Origin of the sequence: Dolichospermum circinale AWQC131C, from assembly GCF_000426905.1 — a bacterium.
In the GTDB taxonomy this organism is placed as follows: domain Bacteria; phylum Cyanobacteriota; class Cyanobacteriia; order Cyanobacteriales; family Nostocaceae; genus Dolichospermum; species Dolichospermum circinale.
The window spans coordinates 136,381-154,414 of record NZ_KE384633.1 but is presented as its reverse complement, the minus strand read 5'-3'; the positions used below and the strand labels follow the sequence as shown (position 1 = coordinate 154,414).

Sequence of the window (18,034 nt, the reverse complement as noted above, 5' to 3'; positions counted from 1 at the left end):
CTTGAAATATGCTGAAGCAGTTGGTTTAACCCAATCTGCCGCAGTACCTGCTTAATTTTAATAGCGAATATTCAGAATTAAATTGATGTTTAATTCTGATATTGATTCTGCTTTTTTTAATTATCTATAGATTTGGAAATCAAAATTTCTCAAAGGATATTACAAAGAAGTATGAATCCTTAAAATATATTCACTGAAAAAATTGCCAGTGAATGTATTTGATGCCAGTTTACTATTTTATTTTCTGGAGAATTTCATGATTTCTTTAATGGCCAGAATCCGACAAGAGCATCAGTCAATAGCTGGAGAAGTTGCTAGACTAGCTCTGGAAACTAACGAGTTCTTGTCCGCTACCACAGCACAAAGACAAGCTCAAGCTCAAAAACAAGCTCAAGAATTGCTAGCATTCCACAAAGAACTGCAAGCAACAACTGAGCAGTTCTTATCAGACACAGCTAAAGCTAGATTTGCTCAAGCTCAAAAACAAGCTCAAGAATTGTTAGCATTCTATCAAGAACTGCAAGCAACAACTGAGCAGTTCTTATCAGAAACAACTAAAGCCAGATTTGCTCAAGCTCAAAAACAAGCTCAAGAATTGCTAGCATTCCACAAAGAACTGCAAGCAACAACTGAGCAGTTCTTATCAGAGACAGCTAAAGCCAGATTTGCTCAAGCTCAAAAACAAGCTCAAGAATTGTTAGCATTCTATCAAGAACTGCAAGCAACAACCGAGCAGTTCTTATCAGAAACAACTAAAGCCAGATTTGCTCAAGCTCAAAAACAAGCTCAAGAATTGCTAGAATTCCACAAAGAACTTCAAGCAACAACTGAGCAGTTCTTGTCAGAAACAACTAAGGCCAGATTTGCTCAAGCTAAAGAACAGAAGGAATCTCTGCTTAAGTTCCGTCAGGATTTGTTTGTAAGTATATTTGGTTAATCTATACTCTCAATAATTCTCTGAGAATAGGATTACATAACAAAACCCCTAATCTTACGGTTAGAAAACTAGTAAGATCAAGGGGTGATTAATAAAATTCAACAACAACAAGTTTTGGCTTCAAGTTAGGTAGTCTATATTTATACGTTGTTTTGTCAGGTAAAACAATTAGTTAGCATTAATACGGACATCCTATCTCACGAAACCAATGATATGATATTAGCGCGTAAATTTTAAAAAAGCATTATATCATTCTTTTTTCTAGCAATCTTAATTTTCTCTTAACTGTTTACCATATTCAACTTATGAGCATCACCAAGGTTAATCATAAAAGAGCCGTTCTTAGACTTCGTCCAGGTCAGTTTGTAGTTACACCTGCTATTGAGCGAGTAGTCATTCGGGCGCTGCGTTATCTCAGATCAGGGTTTCCTATTCATCTCCGCGGACCTGCAGGGACAGGAAAAACAACTTTGGGTATGCACTTGGCTAACTGTCTTGACAGACCAGTGATGTTACTGTTTGGAGATGACCAATTTAAAAGTTCCGATTTAATTGGTAGTGAATCCGGTTACACCCATAAAAAACTACTCGATAACTATATACACAGCGTTGTTAAGGTCGAGGATGAATTTAAGCAAAATTGGGTTGATTCTAGATTAACTTTAGCTTGTCGTGAAGGTTTTACCTTAGTATATGATGAGTTTAACCGTTCACGTCCTGAAGTTAATAACGTTCTACTATCAGCATTAGAAGAAAAAATTCTCAGTCTTCCTCCCAGCAGTAACCAACCAGAGTACCTGAGTGTTAATCCCCAATTTCGGGTAATTTTTACATCAAATCCAGAAGAATATTGCGGAGTTCACTCGACTCAGGATGCTTTAATGGATAGATTGGTTACCATTAATATGCCTGAGCCAGATGAGATCACTCAAACAGAAATATTAATTCAGAAAACAAACATAGGCCGAGAATCTGCTAACCTAATAGTTAGATTAGTTAAATCATTCCGTTTAGCCACCGGGGCAGAAAAAACTTCCGGTTTGCGGTCTTGTTTAATGATTGCTAAAATCTGTGCGGATCATGATATTCCTGCTTCCACAGAAGACTTAGATTTCCGAGAAATTGCTATAGACATTCTTTTTAACCGCGCTCAGTTGTCTATTAGCGAATCCACTGATATTTTCATGGGGTTACTTGAGCAATTCTCAGCCGAAGAAATCAAGGTACTGAATGACACCCATTTCCCTACCGATGAACTTTTGATTAACAATTCCCAGTTTATAACCCAAGAATTAGTTACTCAGCCAAATACAGAATTGGCAACTGATATTCCCCAGGAGTTACGCAAAACAGAACAAAATTAGGGTGTTAACCTTATGCAAGAATAGGGTTTTCACTCATATCTTGTGTAAGTCCTGTTCCTTGTAAAAATTAAGTTTGCAACTACCTGGTTAAGCAAAAAAGTGAAGGATGAACGGGAATTCAAAAAGCCTTAAACATAGAGCGCGACATGAGCGTAAAAGCTCTATGTTCTTTGCATAAAAATTTTTAGCTTGCAAAGTCAATCGTGTTTATACCATTCAAGAGTTTAATCATTTGTGAATTCTAACCCAACACTGCCTACACGTCATCAAACAAACTCAAGTCGAACTATTAATACATCTACCCAAGGTTCGACTTTAGCGGACATTCTCGAAAGGGTTTTAGATAAAGGGATTGTAATTGCTGGAGATATTTCTATATCTATCGCGTCCACCGAACTTATAAATATTCGGATTCGCTTGTTGATTTCCTCCGTGGATAAAGCCAAGGAAATGGGCATCAATTGGTGGGAAAACGATCCTTATCTGAGCGCTAAGGCTCAAGGTTTGGTTGCAGAAAATGAACAACTTCGGAATCGTTTAGAAACTCTAGAATCCAAACTAAATTTGCTAACATCTTCTAGTAGTGTCAAAGAGGAAATTCCCCTACCAACAGACACTAACGATGATTTTTATCAAGAGAAAGAAGATAATCTATCACCTTTAGATGCACCGATTGAAGTTCTAGATTTTCAATCTCAAACTAGTCAAGAAGATTCATCACCTGTAGATACACAAGTGGAAATTGTGGATTTCCAAGTTGAAGAGAATCAAGAAACTCCATCATCTTCAAACCCAACCATAGAAATTACAGATTTCCAATCAGAAACTAGTGAAGAAACTTCACCGATAGATATCCAAGTTGAAAGTAATCAAGAAACTCCATTATCTTTAAACCCAACCATAGAAATTACAGATTTTCAACCGGAAACTAGTGAAGAAACTTCAGCGATAGAACCAACGATTGACCTTTAACCTCAACTTAAAATGTAGGAGTTATGAGTTATCCACATCTAAATTAATCACATCTGACACTTTTAAAACTTTAATAGTCAACTTGTATCAAAGACATTTAAAACTTTAGGTTGCATCATCAAAATGCTTTCCACTCCAGCTGATAACTTCGATGAGTCACTGACTACCGTTTCTAAATCTAAGAATGAAGCCGGTTTAGCCCCTTTGCTTTTGACTGTATTAGAATTGCTACGTCAGTTGATGGAAGCTCAAGTAATTCGGCGTATGGAAGATAATTTACTCAGTGAATCTGAATTAGAACGGGCAGCAGACAGTATTCAAAAGTTAGAAGAACAAATATTACATTTGTGTGAGACTTTTGAAGTTGACCCAGCAGAGTTGAATATAAATTTGGGGGATTTTGGTACTCTTTTACCACAATCTGGCTCTTATTATCCAGGAGAAACTGGTAGTCGTCCTTCCGTACTGGAATTATTAGATCGGCTTTTAAATACGGGAGTTGTTCTAGACGGTGAGATAGATCTAGGTCTAGCTCAACTTGATCTTATTCACGCTAAATTACGATTAGTTCTGACATCAAAACCAATTTAATACCAGTTTATCAGTTCTAATTTTGGGTTTAATTTATTTAAAACTTATGAACACAGATTTGGCTCATAAAAATTTTGGTCTTTATTTGTATGGCATTTTCCCAGACACAATTCCTGAAACTCTTGAGATTAAAGGATTGGATGGAAAATCTGTTCATAGCCAAGTAGTTGATGGGTTTACTTTTTTATATTCACAGGCCTGTCAAGAAAAATATTTGGCTTCTCGCCGTAACTTGTTAGCTCATGAAAGAGTTTTAGAACAAACAATGCATGAAGGTTTTCATGTTCTTTTGCCTTTGCGGTTTGGATTAGTTGTTAAAGATTGGGAAACAATCATGAGCCAACTAATTAATCCTCATAAAGAACAATTACATAAATTGTTTGAAAAATTGGCAGGACAAAGAGAGGTAAGCATTAAAATTCTCTGGGATGCTAAGGCTGAATTGCAAGCCATGATGGAGTCTAATCATGATTTGAGGCAGCAGCGCGACAACATGGAAGGTAAAAAGCTAAGTATGGAGGAAGTTATTCAAATAGGACAATTAATTGAAAGTAATTTGCAAGCCCGCAAACAAGCTGTAATTGAAGTCTTCACCAGAGAGCTAAATCCTTTAGCTCAAGAAATTGTAGTTAGTGAACCAATGACGGAAGAAATGATTTATAATGCAGCCTTTTTGATTCCCTGGGATAGCGAACCTCTCTTTAGCGAACGCGTTGAATCAATTGATCAAAAATTTGGGAATCGCTTACGTATTCGCTACAATAATTTTACTGCCCCTTATACATTTGCCTTGCTTGATTCATAGGAGTTATTACGATGCTGACTCAACTTTTACTATTACCAATTATGGGTCCACTTAATGGAGTTGTCTGGATTGCAGAGCAAATCCAAGAACGGACTAATACTGAATTTGATGCTCAAGAAAATTTGCATAAACAATTATTAAGTTTACAACTTTCTTTCGACATTGGCGAAATTTCTGAAGAGGAGTTTGAAATTCAAGAAGAAGAGATTCTTTTAAAAATTCAAGCTTTGGAAGAGGAAGCACGCTTGGAACTAGAAGCTGAACAAGAGGAGGCACGTTTGGAACTAGAAGCTGAACAAGAGCAAGCACGTTTGGAACTAGAAGCTGAACAAGAGGAACTGGAAAATCAACCTCAACTTACACCAAAAATTGACACATATAGGCATCTTGTTAAACTATAGGTAACGGGAAATATTTATTCCCCTCTGCCGGATTTAACCATCTCAAGATACGGTAATTACGAATTGCGAATTATACTATAACTAGTAAAATATTCAAGTAACGTTTAAGGTGATCATAAAAAAACCCGCATTAGCGGGTAAAATCTGGAAGATATGTTCATATTTTGCCAAATACATCAAGACTTCGGATCTTAGTATTCAATCTCAAAAGTTTGGTAATTATTCGATTCGACAAAGGAGTTCGGACTGACTATGTTTTGACTAGCAGGACTAGACTGAGGTTGACGCAATTTTTTAATTGTTTTCTCCGTATCCTCTATCTGGCTATTAAGGACATCCAAACGCTGTTGCAGTACAGTAGTCCGCTCCTTGATGTAACATAGTTCTCTCTGAATACGTTGCTTTTCCGTCACCATTTTATAAAGCTCTAATTGACTTGAAGCATCAGATTGATTTTTGGGCATCGTACTAACTTTAGCTCTGATAATACTGGGATTGCGAACATTTCTCATGAAAAATACCTGAATATTTCCTAGCATTATAACTAAGTTTTTGTTATTGTAAATCCCTAAATTATCCAGGTATAGATGAAAAAGTTTATTCGGTATGGCAATGAATATGAATCTTAGGTAATTAATACCAGCAAATATTTTTATCTAGGTAAAATACATGAAATTAGAAAATTTCTACACTTATGCTTTTTTAGAAATACCCAGATTTCCCCTGGTTTTACCACAAGGTGCTGCTAGTCAAGTAATACTGATTAATGGTTCGGGAATGTCGGCTATTGTCGAGCCAGGAATATCCTTGGAATCATTTCAAAATAATGATGAAAAAATTATCCAAATGGCTTTATCTCATGATCGAGTGATTTGTGAACTTTTTCAACAGGTTACAGTTTTACCCTTGCGTTTTGGAACTTGTTTTACTTCCACAAACAACTTACTAAATTATCTAGAACTCCATAGACAAGAATATCAAGAGAAACTAGAAAAAATTAATGGTAAAATTGAATTTACTTTAAAATTAATTCCGCAGACCATGGAAGAACCAGCACCTCTGGAAAGAGGAGGTAGAGATTATTTTCTAGCCAAAAAACAACGCTATCAAGACCAGAATAACTTTAGAATTGCTCAAGCCGCAGAAAAACAAAATCTGATTGATTCAATTAGTAAAGTAAATCAATTACCATTTGTTATTCAGGAAAAAGAAGAAGAAGTAAATATTTACCTGTTAGTTAAGTCTGAAGATAAAACTTTACTTTTAGAACAATTCTTAAATTGGCAAAAAGCCTGTCCACGTTGGGATTTACTGTTGGGAGAGCCGCTTCCACCCTACCACTTTATTTAATGATTATTTATTAGTATTCTCGTAATTTATTAAGTTTAATATGAACCAGTACGACTCATTTCATTTAATCATGTTTAGTGGTAAGGGTGGAGTTGGCAAAACTACCACTTCTTGCACTTTTGCTCGTTATTGGGCCAAACAGTTCCCAGAAGAAACAATTTTGTTACTTTCTACAGACCCGGCACATTCTTTAGGAGATGTGTTACTGACAGAAGTTAAAGATTATGCTTCACCATTACCAGATTTGCCTAATTTAAGTGTTCAGTCCTTAGATGCTGAAAAACTACTATTAGAATTTAAGGCCAAATATAGCAAATTTTTAGAACTACTGGTTGAGCGAGGAAGTCTAGCAGACGGACAAGATTTAGCCCCAGTTTGGGATTTGGACTGGCCTGGTTTAAACGAATTAATGGGATTACTAGAAATCCAACGTCTACTATCTGAAAAAAAAGTAGACCGCATAGTAGTGGATATGGCCCCTTCTGGTCATACATTAAACCTGTTGCGATTGGAAGACTTTTTAGATGTGATTTTAAACTCATTAGAGTTATTCCAAAAAAAGCATCAGGTGATCACAGAAACTTTAACCGGACGTTATACTCTCGATGAAGTTGATGACTTTTTAGCTGATCTGAAATTTCAATTAGCAGAAGGTAGACGACTGCTACAAGATGATCAATTCACAGGTTGTATAGTTGTTGCTGTCTCTGAACCTATGTGTTTTGCCGAAACTGAGCGATTTATCGCCAGTTTAAAAAAACTAAATGTTCCCTATGGAGGAATGGTAATAAATCGAATTGTCAGTGATTCATCTATAGAGCCAGATCGCTATGCCGAACAGCAAAACTTTATCAATAAATTCTTAAAAATTTCTCAAAATAAACCTGTTTTTACAGTACCACAACAGCAATTCGCACCATTAGGAGGGTTAGCATTAGATAATCTAGCAGCAGAAATTCAATATATTGATCATGTGGAACTCGCTGCTCCACCACCAATTCAATGGCCGACTAAAATTACACCTAGCTTTGCTGACTTTGTAGCCGAAGGCTGTCAATTGATTGTTGTTGGTGGCAAAGGAGGAGTTGGTAAAACTACAGTGTCAGCAGCCATGGCCTGGGCGCTGGCTAATCGTTACCCTAACAAAAAAATTCGCGTCATTTCTATAGATCCTGCTCATTCCTTGGGAGATGCTTTTGGTGAAAAATTAGAACATGAACCAAAATTATTAGCTCCTAATTTAACTGGACAGGAAATTAATGCTGAGAAAATATTAGATCAATTTCGTGCAGATTACCTTTGGGAATTGGCGGATATGATTAGTGGTGAAGGAACAGAAGCAGACTCAACAATAAATATTGCCTATCTTCCAGAAGCTTGGCGGCAAATTATGTCTCAAGCTTTACCAGGTATTGATGAGATGCTATCCCTAATCACCATTATGGATTTATTAGACAGCAACGAGCAAGATTTGATTATTCTAGATACAGCACCCACAGGTCATCTTCTGCAATTTTTGTCAATGCCAACTGCATTAGGAGATTGGTTATCTTGGATATTTAAGCTGTGGATGAAATATCAGGATGTTTTGGGTCGAGTTGATTTCATTGGGCGATTGCGAGGTCTGCGCCAACAAGTTGTTGAAGCTCAAAAGAAATTAAAAAATCCAAAGCACACCCAATTTGTGGGTGTCATTCAGGCAGAAGCAGCAATTATAGCTGAACACATCCGCTTAACAGAATCTCTCAAAACTAGAGGAATTCAACAGCGTTATGTGGTACAGAACCGCTACGCTCAAGATGTAGAAATTGAGGGCAGTTTGTTTCCCCAGCAAACAATTATTCGCTTACCTAACTTACCCAGATCTGTCGAACCCATTGCCAGAATTAAAGCAGCCGCCAATCTTTTATTTTAAGTCTAAGACTTACCCATAAGTCGTGGAATAATTAATGAACCACGTTCACACAGGGTGCTGAGGGCATAGGCACTTAGAAAAAGAAAAAAAGAGGGTTTAGGGAAAGATATTTTGCGTAATTCTTTAAGTGGATAATATAGTTAAGAAAAAATGGTCTTTTAAAAGTCAATTTTTGGAGGAATGTGATGAGTGAAAATTTATTCAAGGGGTTTGAGCAGTTATTAGAACTGGTAAAAACTCTCGAAGAGAAAGCAGAAAATGGAGAAATCAAAACCAATGTCCAGTTTAACTCCCGTCCATTAAGCAGTATTCCCAGAACAGGAAATATCCCCCGTAGCAGTAATATGGGGGGTAATATGGGCAGTATGGGTAATGATGTGGGTACAAGTCGCATGAATACCCAATCACCTCCGGCTTCTAGTGCAGGTCCGGCCGATGTAGTTGTTCCTCCCGATCCTACTTCAGGTATTGCTCTTAAAGATATCGGTGGACTGAGCGAAATTCTTAAAGAACTCAAAGAACTGGTTGCTATTCCTTTAAAACGCCCTGACTTACTAGCTAAATTGGGATTAGAACCCACCCATGGGGTATTATTAGTTGGTCCTCCAGGGACAGGTAAAACTCTCACAGCCCGGGCTTTGGCTGAAGAACTGGGCGTTAACTACATTGCTATTGTTGGTCCTGAGGTCATCAGTAAATATTATGGCGAAGCGGAACAAAAATTGCGCGGTATTTTTGAAAAAGCCGCCAAAAATGCGCCCTGTATTATTTTTATTGATGAAATTGATAGCCTCGCCCCAGACCGCAGTGCGGTAGAAGGGGAAGTTGAAAAGCGCCTCGTTGCCCAATTATTAGGCTTAATGGATGGTTTTTCCCATAGCCCAGGGGTGATTGTTCTGGCGGCTACTAACCGCCCTGACCACCTTGACCCAGCCCTGCGAAGACCAGGACGATTTGATAGGGAAGTCCAGTTTCGCATTCCCGATATCAACGGCCGTAAAGAAATTCTGCAAATTCTCACCCGTTCTATGCCTTTGGATAACACCGTTGACCTCGATTTTATCGCCGAACGGGCGGTGGGATTTGTGGGGGCTGATTTGAAGGCCGTTTGTCAAAAGGCGGCTTATAGCGCCCTCCGTCGTCAAGTTCCTTCTATAGAGGTGCAAGCTCCAGAAAACATGACGGTTACTCAAACTGATTTTTTACAGGGACTAAAGGAAATCAAACCGGCTGTACTTCGCAGTGTAGAGGTGGAAGTTCCCCAAGTTGCTTGGGATGATATTGGTGGTTTAGAGAATATTAAGCAAACCCTGCGAGAATCTGTAGAAGGGGCGCTACTTTATCCAGAACTTTACCTACAAACTAAGGCTATTGCTCCCAAGGGGATTTTACTATGGGGTCCTCCGGGAACTGGTAAAACTTTATTAGCTAAGGCTGTGGCTTCCCAGGCCAGAGCTAATTTTATTGGTGTCAATGGACCGGAATTATTGACCCGTTGGGTGGGTGCGAGTGAACAAGCGGTACGGGAATTATTTGCTAAGGCTCGACAAGCAGAACCCTGTGTGATATTCATTGATGAAATTGATACCTTAGCTCCGGCAAGGGGAAGTTACAGCGGTGATTCTGGCGTGAGTAACCGGGTAGTAGGGCAATTATTAACCGAATTGGATGGTGTAGAGGCGGGTGCAAGTATTCTGGTTATTGGGGCTACAAACCGTCCTGATGCTCTGGATTCAGCGTTATTACGGGCAGGTAGGTTAGATTTACAACTTAAAGTAGATTTGCCTGATTTAGCTAGTCGTTTAGATATTTTGCAGGTCTATACTGAGGGACGACCATTGTTAGATGTGAATTTAACATATTGGTCTGAAGTCACAGAAGGTTGGAATGGCGCTGATTTAGTATTGCTGTGTAATCAAGCTGCTGTGGAAGCTATTCGCCGTTTCCGAGCGCAAGGACAGACAGATCCTGCTGATATCAGAATTACTAATGATGATTTTGAATATTCTCATCAGGTTTTAGTCAGTCAACGTCATGCTTAGTTAGATTTTCGCTGTTACCCCTGGCTGCAAGGAATTTGTCCGGGGGTCACAAAGCATAGAAAAGTAAGTGCAATGGCCATACTACTGGTAATTGTTTTTAGCCTCGCTACAACTGGATACAATTGTTATGAGTTGATTAGGACTTACGCAAAATATTCCTCAAAACCTTATTTCTCTGTTTCCTCTGCGTCGGCGTTTGGGTTCGTTATTCCGTGACTTGTGCATAAGTCCTATTTGTGTCGAACCAAGGGATGGATTGACCTACCATCCTTATATGGTAAGGGTTTTAAAAACTTATGGTTTAGGTTAGCATAATAAGTAACGAAGAGCCTTATAATATTTTAATCTGATAAAATTTTTGATGAATAAAGATTTAGTGTAAAATCCAATAGATATGGTTTTTTGTTTGCAGGTATAATTAATGCACCCGTTTGAAAAAGTTTTATCAGTATCGAAAGAGAAAATTGAACTTGAATTAAAATATATAAATGAAATTAACTGGGCTGATTTTTGGTTAAACCCAAGACGTTTAAGGGGCAGTGATTTTTTAATGCGCTGGTCTCAGGGTGTTTGGAGTGAAAAACGCTTAACTGATGCTATTAATCAAACTAATCAGTTTTATGCAATTCCTTATGGACCAAGTGGAACAGCCCCTACAAATGACGTAAGAGCATTTGAACTTTATTTTGAAAGACTGGAATCTGCTGGACTTGGGAAGATAAAACGTCCTGATTTATTGATTTTTAAGATAGAAGAAAAATCCTATGTTGATGGTTTCTTAAAAGATATTGGTGGCAGTACAGAATTGCCTTTTATAGTTGAAAATGAACTGCAACCTCTGATTAGGAAATCACTTATAGCAGTTGAATGTGAAAATTCACTTTGGGTTGCCGAAAAAATGCCAGATTATAAAAAAGAAATGAAACCTCAAAAAAGACTTGGAGGTAAAATTGGATTTTCCAAAAGTGCTGTTTTACCAACAGTCATCATCAAAGAAGAAGACCGGATTCCCTTAAATAGATGGCAAATAGAAAATAATATTCCTATCCACATCTGGCACGTTTTCTTTGATAAAGCTTACGGGTTATCTCTTGATCATGCTGAATACCTTGTAAAAGAAGGTTTAATTGAGCCAACAATTCAAACTTTTCAAGCTCCGGGTGGAGCAACAACGAAAAAAGCTATTTATAAATTTTATTACCATTATGCTTATCCTCTGGGAATTTCTACAGAACAACCCACTTTAATACCTGATTATATTGAAGATAAAAATGGACATATTTTGCCTTATGTCAAATTTGTAGGAGGCTCACTTCAGATTAACCAAGATGCTTTAAAAATTCTCAATAACCTTTAATAAATTATGATTCATCAAAAACTACCTAATAATTGGCAAGAAAGGGAAAAATTACGTAATAAAGGTCAATTCTGGACACCAGAATGGGTGACAAAAGCAATGGTTGCGTATATAGCACAAGACACAAATTTGATTTTTGATCCTGCTGCTGGTAAAGGAGCTTTTTTAAATGCCTTATTACAAATAAATCCCTCTATTAATTATTATGGAATTGATATAGACGAATATATTTTAAAAGATGAAATTTATCAAAAAAATAATTGCTTTGTAGAATTACGTGATTTCATCAAAAATCCTCCACAGAAAAAGTTTAACGCAATCATAGCTAATCCACCTTACATTAGACATCACCGCATTGATGAAAAGATGAAACAATTTCTCAGAGAGCTTTTTATAAGTGTTACAGGTTTTACAATTGATGGTAGAGCAGGTTATCATATTTACTTTTTTGTCCAAGCGTTAAATTTACTTAATAAAAATGGAAGACTAACTTTTATTATGCCTGCTGATACTTGTGAAGGAATTTTTGCCCAAAAACTTTGGCAATGGATTACTAAAAATTATTGTCTTGAATGCGTTGTTACATTTCATGAAAATGCAACACCTTTCCCAAAGGTTGATACCAATGCGATTATCTTTTTTATCAAGAAATCTGAACCTATCCAGACAATTAAATGGATAAAGGCAAATGAAGCTAATGACGAACTTTTTAACTATGTTAAATCTGATTTTCAAGATACAAATTATATCACCCTGGAAATTAATAATCGAGATTTAACAGAAGCATTAGCAACAGGTTTATCAAGACCAAAACAAAATAATTGTGATGTTAAATATCACCTCAATGACTTTGCAAAAGTAATCCGAGGTATTGCTACAGGAGCAAATGACTTCTTTTTTCTAACAATACAGCAGGTAAAAGAATTGGCAATTCCCCAAGAATTTCTTAAACTTGCAATTGGCCGGACAAAAGATGTAATAGGAGATAAACTAACGATTGAAGATATCAAAAAATTACAAGAAAATAATCGGCCAACAATTTTACTTTCGATAAATAGTGAGAATAATATTCCCGAACCAGTTACTAACTATCTTAAAAAAGGTGAAAAATTAGGTCTTCCTAACCGTCCTTTGCTGAAACAACGTAAATATTGGTATAGAATAGAATATAGAGAAGTGCCACCGATATTATTTGCTTATCTTGGTAGACGAAATTCTAGATTTATTAAAAATGAGGCTGGTGTTGTGCCATTAACAAGTTTTTTGTGCATTTATCCTATTTATTCTGATGAATTATATATTACTAATCTGTGTCAGGCTTTAAATGAGCCTGAGACCATTGAAAATCTCAGACTGGTAGGTAAAAGCTATGGTTCTGGAGCAATCAAAGTTGAGCCTCGTAACCTTGATAAAGTTTCCATACCAGAACATATAGTAGACAAATATAATTTAAACCGACAAAAATCTGAAAGCAAAACTCAGCAACTGGAACTATTTTGATAGTTGAACTCTATGACAATCTAATTGTCATAGCTAAATTATGATTACTGATTACATTTACTGCCATCAGACTATCAAAAAATCCAAAAGTTTAACACAATTTATCAAGATTTACTGGCAGATTTTACTGATTATGACCAAGTTGGGCTTTAGCCTGTTGCCACAGGGCATCTAATTCTTCTAAACTATAATCTGTCAACGGACGTTCAATTACATCTTCCATTTTTTGCAATCGTTGAATAAATCGCTGACTTGTCCCTTGTAAACCCGCACTAGGATCAAGTTTATGCCATCTGGCAACTTGAATAATGGCAAATAGTAAATCACCTAATTCGGATTCTTGTCTTGCTTTGGTTTCTTCAGCTAAAGCCTGTTGAAATTCCCCCAACTCTTCATGAAATTTGCCCCAAACTTCATCTATATTATTCCACTCAAAACCAACTTTAGCAGCTTTTTCAGATATCTTCATGGCCGCATTTAAGGGGGGAAGGCTACGACGATAACGATTTAATTTATGACTGAGTTTTTGCTCTTCTACAGTTTCTCCTTTTTCTGCTGCTTTAATCATTTCCCAATTTTGGTGTACCTCTTCTATACTTGCTACAGTCACATCGGCAAATACATGAGGATGACGACGGATTAACTTTTGAGAAATACCCTCAGCTACTTCTTGCAAAGAAAAATCACCCGCTTCACTGGCAATTTGTGCCTGTAATACTACTTGTAATAATAAATCACCTAATTCTTCAGCAATAGCCTGTTTATCCCCAGTTTGAATCGCGTCTACTACCTCATAAGCCTCTTCAATTACATAGGGAGTTAGACTTGATGGGGTTTGTGCCAAGTCCCAGGGACAACCTTGAGGCGATAGCGAAGCGCTCCGTAGGAATCGCAATTTCGCAACTACATTTATTAACTCTTGTAATGCCGCTAAAGTCTGATTAACTTCCATATTTTTACCGCTTTTTGACACTGCGACGACTGGGGCTAACTTTACGTTTCTTAATTTTGCCACGAGGGAGTAAACCTTGAATACCCTGTTTTTGAAAGCGTTTATAACCGGAAACAGTCCAATCACTACAGGAATGGCTCATTGCACCGAGTTCGCAACCGAGAAATAGGGCAAAAAATTCTCCATAATATATATAGATGGTCTTCCCCACAGTTCCCCACACTTCCCCCCAGTTCCAAGCCACATTTCCCAACTTGGTGAAAATCATCACCAGCACAATGGCCACCAATGCCAAAAAAGTCGTCAGATACACCACTCTTAATGTTGTACCAATAATCGGACCGTGAGATAAAAAAGACCGATGGCGCAGACTTTTTTGATAAGGTAGCCAAATCCACCGCAGAACACCCCAACGCTGAAATTGACGGGAGTAAATATCCAAATCGGGACCAAACATCAGCCCCCCAAACATAAACCCACCCGCCACTAACAAAGTCATATTACTGCTGTGAGTGGAAATCAATGTTATACCCGCTACAACAGGCATAGACCAGATAGTAATGCGATCGTGCGTTTGACCAGAGGGCATCTTAGAAAATTAAAAATATCAAATTAACAGTAAAACCCTGAATTAGTATAGCTCAATCCCGTTCACATCAGCCTTTCCCAATCTCCAAAAAAAATTTTCTCAAAAGACTTGCAAAATTTTCAAAGGCTATGCTATATTAATTGAGTGAGAGAAACGGGCGGTTAGCTCAGTTGGTAGAGCGCCTGCCTTACAAGCAGGATGTCATCAGTTCGAGTCTGGTACTGCCCATTTATAAAAACACAATCCCGTTTTGATAGCAGTTTACAACTTGTTTGTGAACTGCTAAAACGTTTTGTAGCTAAATTTTCAATTTCATTGATTTTCACCCACCTTTGCTAACTTTCTACTGGAAACCCGCGCAGGTGGGTTTTTTTATGGCTGCTGTTTCTTATTTTTGCGCTTTTCTATATATCTTAGTAGAATTTTATGCAAGGGTTTTTACGCGTTTTAACTCTTTTTCTTGCACCTATTCATCTTCTATCCTCCTCAAGTCATTGATTTGTCACGGTGTTTATTCAGCAAGCCCTAGTTAGGTAATGCTTTTATTATTTCCCATTCTCTGGTTCAAGATTTAAACCGCGATAGATTTGTTGAATGGGGAAGCTGAGATTGATGCTTTTTAGTTCAATGGTGTCACCTTCTCCATAGTTAATAATCATCCATTGTCCTGCATCATTTTTGTGATACAAATCTATTTCCATCGCGGTGGAACTAACCAACAGGTAATCTTTCAAGACTGGGTTATTTTGATACATTCTGAATTTGCCGCCTCTGTCGTAGGCTTCGGTAGTTTTTGAGAGAACTTCAATGATTAAGCAGGGGTAGGTAATATATTGGGTTGTGGTTTTATCACGATCATCGCAGGTGACGCTAATATCGGGATAGGTGTAGTTATTTGTGCCAAGAATATTAACTCTCAGGTCAGAGTTACCTATTATGCAACTACTAGCGTCTAAATGGGTATCAACCATAGTCGCAAATCGAATTGCAATGCGGCTATGATTAACGCTACCGCCAGTCATGGCGTAAACTTGACCGTCGATCAGTTCGTGTTTTTCTAGTTGCTGTTCTTCCCAGGTGAAATATTCTTCTGGAGTGAGGTGAGGGGCGTTGTCTTTGGCTGCGATCATGGTTCGTTATCTCCTACGGTTTGCAGTTGCTTGGGGTCAGTTTGGATCTGGGTTAGTTGATTTAATTTTAACAATCTACACAAACAGTTTTTGGAGTAAGCCTTTTTTGAATTTTTCGGTTTGGCCGATTTGGCAGGTAAGGGTTTCGATTTTGGGATCAATTACGGTAATGTACTCTTTTTTTCTCTACTAAAGACCCCATTGCAATACTGTCATAGAATCTAATGGAACTACTTTTAGTTAAGAGATAATCAACAAAAATAACATTCGCTCTCCTTTAGGTAAAATGGTTTTAAAACTGAAGAAACCTATATTCCCTATTTCCTCAAATAATTATCAATAAAATCAGTAATTTCCTGATAAAAAACTTGCCCCTTTTCCCTACTGCTACTTGCAGTTACTAATAACCTTAAAGTTTCCACTAACGAACTGATAGCAGAATCAGAAACCAAATCAAAAAGCTGACCTAAATCATCTTGATTTTGTTGTCCATAAGCCAAAGCATTAATATAATTATTGCGAATTTGATTATTAATCACCACAATGGGATACCCTGCACGAATTAACAATAAATTCATTAATAATCTAGCCGTTCTGCCATTTCCATCTCGAAAAGGATGGATAGAAACAAAACGATAATGTGCCATTGTTGCATATTCTACAGGATGGAGGGTTAAAGTAGCATCGGAGTTGAGCCAATTTACAAAATCTGCCATTAATTGAGACAGTAAATAATGGGGAGGATAAAGATAATTTGTTCCTGCTGCCATTACATCCAGAGTCCGATAACAACCCGCCTCATCAGGGTTAATTTTCCTCAGAATCAGATTATGAATTTGTTTAATTTCCCATTCATTAATTACTGTATCTTTTTGGGCTAAACTCTCAATATAGTCTATCGCCTCTTTATGTCCAATCACCTCTAAATGTTCATCGAGAGTCTTGCCCCCAATTGTAATTCCTTTAGTTAACACTAACTCAGTTTCACTTTGAGTTAAAGTATTCCCTTCAATGGCATTAGAGTTATAAGTAAAGCGGACATCATACAGCTTTTTGAGTTCCGCAATTATTGTTGTGTCAAAGGGTCTAAAGTCATCCAGCCAAACTTTTAGCTTGTCTATTTGCTCTAATTTAAGTTGATAATTCATACTCACATATTTACTTATTAAAGCGGTTAAGGAAAAATCTTTTTTTTGACTTAAACCAATTACCTGTTGAATAAACTGCTCGTAAAGTTGAGAGGAAGATACTAGCATAGGGTAATGGGTAATGGGTAATTGGTGATGAAATCTCTACTTTCATCCTGTAAATCCTTAAATCCTGGACATCCTGATTCTGACAAAAAAATTTGGACAATGCTGTCAATTTCATCCAAAATTAGCTGACGCAAGAATGAGGGTTATAGTGTTGTTGACGGCAAAGTTATGGGTAAATTCACAAGCAGTTCACAAACAAGTTGTAAAGTGCTAAAACAGTTTGTGGCTAAATTTTCAATTTCATTGATTTTCAACCACCTTTGCTAAGTTTCCACTGGAAACCCGCGCAGGTGGGTTTTTTTATGGCTGCTGTCACCGAGATTTTTTCTGGCGCTTCCAGGTAAGCAGCACCTACTTTTAGCATCAATTATTTTTTTGTCAAGTTCTATTGACACTTTGTAAAGATATTGTTATATTAGTTTACATAAAGTAACAAACCCAAAAAAAAACATTATGTATACCACCAGTGATGAAAAAGGCATTCTTAACAACTATGCCAAAGAACCCAAACTTTACTACGCAGAATTTCCTACAAAAGCGCAACAAAGAACCTATGCCTTTCAAGGTGTAGTAGCAATATTATTTTTAACTTCTATAGTTCTAATTACCTTGGGGGTTAGCTAAAATTTCCCGCTTCGGTATTTGTATCTAATCGTCATTCAAATTTTCTCCTAATTAACCCTGGTCAGTTTCGCCAGGGTTTTTTATTGCCATTTCTTGCTTTACTGCTCACTTAAACGGGGATAACTGGCAAATGTTTTACCATAGCCTTGAATAAGTCGCGGTAATTGGTCGAGCAAAATTCGTTTTTTGGGATCAGAATTAGATGTGAGACTTTTAGGAATATGCCCTATTCCTTTGTAAGCATGAATA

The 18,034-nt window shown here is 37.3% G+C and carries 17 protein-coding genes and 1 tRNA gene; 13 read left to right on the top strand and 5 right to left on the bottom strand.

Features of this window, described 5'->3' with window-relative positions; all coding sequences use genetic code 11:
* Positions 1-208: 208 nt before the first annotated feature.
* The 6 genes from gvpC to ACIR131C_RS23125 all read left to right on the top strand — a co-directional run bounded on the left by gvpC (position 209) and on the right by ACIR131C_RS23125 (position 5,070).
* Positions 209-937, top strand: coding sequence for a gas vesicle protein GvpC (gene gvpC / locus ACIR131C_RS0117280; RefSeq protein ID WP_231395486.1), 729 nt, complete (start codon positions 209-211; stop codon positions 935-937).
* Positions 938-1,242: 305 nt separating this feature from the next.
* Complete coding sequence (gene gvpN / locus ACIR131C_RS23135) at positions 1,243-2,301, top strand: gas vesicle protein GvpN (RefSeq protein WP_051347604.1); 1,059 nt, start codon at positions 1,243-1,245, stop codon at positions 2,299-2,301.
* Between the two features lie 234 nt (positions 2,302-2,535).
* Positions 2,536-3,273 carry a gas vesicle protein GvpJ gene (gene gvpJ, locus ACIR131C_RS26875; RefSeq protein ID WP_231395485.1) on the top strand — a complete coding sequence of 246 codons (738 nt, stop codon included), beginning with the start codon at positions 2,536-2,538 and terminating at the stop codon, positions 3,271-3,273.
* Between the two features lie 123 nt (positions 3,274-3,396).
* A complete protein-coding gene (locus tag ACIR131C_RS0117265) occupies positions 3,397-3,864 on the top strand; it encodes a gas vesicle protein K (protein WP_028091211.1) in 468 nt (155 codons plus the stop codon).
* Between the two features lie 46 nt (positions 3,865-3,910).
* Positions 3,911-4,669, top strand: a complete 759-nt coding sequence (gene gvpF / locus ACIR131C_RS0117260) for a gas vesicle protein GvpF (RefSeq protein WP_028091210.1) — start codon at positions 3,911-3,913, stop codon at positions 4,667-4,669.
* 11 nt (positions 4,670-4,680) lie between these two features.
* Entirely contained in the window at positions 4,681-5,070 is a 390-nt protein-coding gene (locus ACIR131C_RS23125; RefSeq protein WP_071604971.1) for a gas vesicle protein GvpG, read from the top strand.
* 191 nt (positions 5,071-5,261) lie between these two features.
* Here the strand turns inward: ACIR131C_RS23125 and ACIR131C_RS0117250 are convergent, their stop codons facing one another.
* Positions 5,262-5,582 carry a hypothetical protein gene (locus tag ACIR131C_RS0117250; protein WP_028091209.1) on the bottom strand — a complete coding sequence of 107 codons (321 nt, stop codon included), beginning with the start codon at positions 5,580-5,582 and terminating at the stop codon, positions 5,262-5,264.
* A gap of 157 nt (positions 5,583-5,739) precedes the next feature.
* Between ACIR131C_RS0117250 and ACIR131C_RS0117245 the strand changes: the two genes are divergently transcribed.
* The 5 genes from ACIR131C_RS0117245 (at position 5,740) to ACIR131C_RS0117225 (ending at position 13,234) form a co-directional block, all read left to right on the top strand.
* The gene (locus tag ACIR131C_RS0117245; RefSeq protein ID WP_028091208.1) at positions 5,740-6,420 is read left to right on the top strand and encodes a GvpL/GvpF family gas vesicle protein; all 681 of its coding nucleotides are present in this window, start codon (positions 5,740-5,742) and stop codon (positions 6,418-6,420) included.
* 40 nt (positions 6,421-6,460) lie between these two features.
* Complete coding sequence (locus ACIR131C_RS0117240; protein WP_196811795.1) at positions 6,461-8,335, top strand: ArsA family ATPase; 1,875 nt, start codon at positions 6,461-6,463, stop codon at positions 8,333-8,335.
* A 185-nt stretch (positions 8,336-8,520) separates the two neighbouring features.
* Entirely contained in the window at positions 8,521-10,377 is a 1,857-nt protein-coding gene (locus tag ACIR131C_RS0117235; protein ID WP_028091206.1) for an AAA family ATPase, read from the top strand.
* Positions 10,378-10,798: 421 nt separating this feature from the next.
* On the top strand, positions 10,799-11,734 hold the full coding sequence (locus ACIR131C_RS0117230) for an AccI family restriction endonuclease (protein ID WP_028091205.1): 936 nt from the start codon (positions 10,799-10,801) through the stop codon (positions 11,732-11,734).
* A gap of 6 nt (positions 11,735-11,740) precedes the next feature.
* Positions 11,741-13,234: an Eco57I restriction-modification methylase domain-containing protein gene (locus ACIR131C_RS0117225; protein ID WP_028091204.1), complete on the top strand. Its 1,494-nt coding sequence runs from the start codon at positions 11,741-11,743 to the stop codon at positions 13,232-13,234.
* Between the two features lie 124 nt (positions 13,235-13,358).
* On the opposite strand, the gene mazG is transcribed toward ACIR131C_RS0117225, so the two are convergent.
* Both mazG and ACIR131C_RS0117215 read right to left on the bottom strand, forming a co-directional pair.
* Entirely contained in the window at positions 13,359-14,186 is an 828-nt protein-coding gene (gene mazG / locus ACIR131C_RS0117220; RefSeq protein WP_028091203.1) for a nucleoside triphosphate pyrophosphohydrolase, read from the bottom strand.
* A gap of 4 nt (positions 14,187-14,190) precedes the next feature.
* Positions 14,191-14,775 (bottom strand): metal-binding protein, encoded by a 585-nt coding sequence (locus ACIR131C_RS0117215; RefSeq protein ID WP_028091202.1) that lies wholly within the window; start codon positions 14,773-14,775, stop codon positions 14,191-14,193.
* A 155-nt stretch (positions 14,776-14,930) separates the two neighbouring features.
* Here ACIR131C_RS0117215 and ACIR131C_RS0117210 point away from each other — a divergent pair.
* Positions 14,931-15,003 (top strand) — tRNA-Val (locus tag ACIR131C_RS0117210).
* 317 nt (positions 15,004-15,320) lie between these two features.
* On the opposite strand, the gene ACIR131C_RS0117205 is transcribed toward ACIR131C_RS0117210, so the two are convergent.
* Positions 15,321-15,905, bottom strand: a complete 585-nt coding sequence (locus tag ACIR131C_RS0117205) for a Uma2 family endonuclease (protein WP_028091201.1) — start codon at positions 15,903-15,905, stop codon at positions 15,321-15,323.
* A 317-nt stretch (positions 15,906-16,222) separates the two neighbouring features.
* On the bottom strand, positions 16,223-17,161 hold the full coding sequence (locus tag ACIR131C_RS23120; protein ID WP_051347603.1) for a Fic family protein: 939 nt from the start codon (positions 17,159-17,161) through the stop codon (positions 16,223-16,225).
* Between the two features lie 453 nt (positions 17,162-17,614).
* Here ACIR131C_RS23120 and psb34 point away from each other — a divergent pair, with 453 nt between their 5' ends.
* A complete protein-coding gene (psb34, locus tag ACIR131C_RS25725) occupies positions 17,615-17,785 on the top strand; it encodes a photosystem II assembly protein Psb34 (protein WP_035367945.1) in 171 nt (56 codons plus the stop codon).
* Positions 17,786-18,034 lie beyond the last annotated feature (249 nt).

Excerpts from the sequence above, each read along its gene's own strand:
- gvpN (WP_051347604.1), top strand. The coding sequence starts at position 1,243 with ATGAGCATCACCAAGGTTAATCATAAAAGAGCCGTTCTTAGACTTCGT.
- ACIR131C_RS0117265 (WP_028091211.1), top strand. The coding sequence starts at position 3,397 with ATGCTTTCCACTCCAGCTGATAACTTCGATGAGTCACTGACTACCGTT.
- gvpF (WP_028091210.1), top strand. The coding sequence starts at position 3,911 with ATGAACACAGATTTGGCTCATAAAAATTTTGGTCTTTATTTGTATGGC.
- ACIR131C_RS23125 (WP_071604971.1), top strand. The coding sequence starts at position 4,681 with ATGCTGACTCAACTTTTACTATTACCAATTATGGGTCCACTTAATGGA.
- ACIR131C_RS0117250 (WP_028091209.1), bottom strand. The coding sequence starts at position 5,582 with ATGAGAAATGTTCGCAATCCCAGTATTATCAGAGCTAAAGTTAGTACG.
- ACIR131C_RS0117245 (WP_028091208.1), top strand. The coding sequence starts at position 5,740 with ATGAAATTAGAAAATTTCTACACTTATGCTTTTTTAGAAATACCCAGA.
- ACIR131C_RS0117240 (WP_196811795.1), top strand. The coding sequence starts at position 6,461 with ATGAACCAGTACGACTCATTTCATTTAATCATGTTTAGTGGTAAGGGT.
- ACIR131C_RS0117235 (WP_028091206.1), top strand. The coding sequence starts at position 8,521 with ATGAGTGAAAATTTATTCAAGGGGTTTGAGCAGTTATTAGAACTGGTA.
- ACIR131C_RS0117230 (WP_028091205.1), top strand. The coding sequence starts at position 10,799 with ATGCACCCGTTTGAAAAAGTTTTATCAGTATCGAAAGAGAAAATTGAA.
- ACIR131C_RS0117225 (WP_028091204.1), top strand. The coding sequence starts at position 11,741 with ATGATTCATCAAAAACTACCTAATAATTGGCAAGAAAGGGAAAAATTA.
- mazG (WP_028091203.1), bottom strand. The coding sequence starts at position 14,186 with ATGGAAGTTAATCAGACTTTAGCGGCATTACAAGAGTTAATAAATGTA.
- ACIR131C_RS0117215 (WP_028091202.1), bottom strand. The coding sequence starts at position 14,775 with ATGCCCTCTGGTCAAACGCACGATCGCATTACTATCTGGTCTATGCCT.
- ACIR131C_RS0117205 (WP_028091201.1), bottom strand. The coding sequence starts at position 15,905 with ATGATCGCAGCCAAAGACAACGCCCCTCACCTCACTCCAGAAGAATAT.
- ACIR131C_RS23120 (WP_051347603.1), bottom strand. The coding sequence starts at position 17,161 with ATGCTAGTATCTTCCTCTCAACTTTACGAGCAGTTTATTCAACAGGTA.
- psb34 (WP_035367945.1), top strand. The coding sequence starts at position 17,615 with ATGTATACCACCAGTGATGAAAAAGGCATTCTTAACAACTATGCCAAA.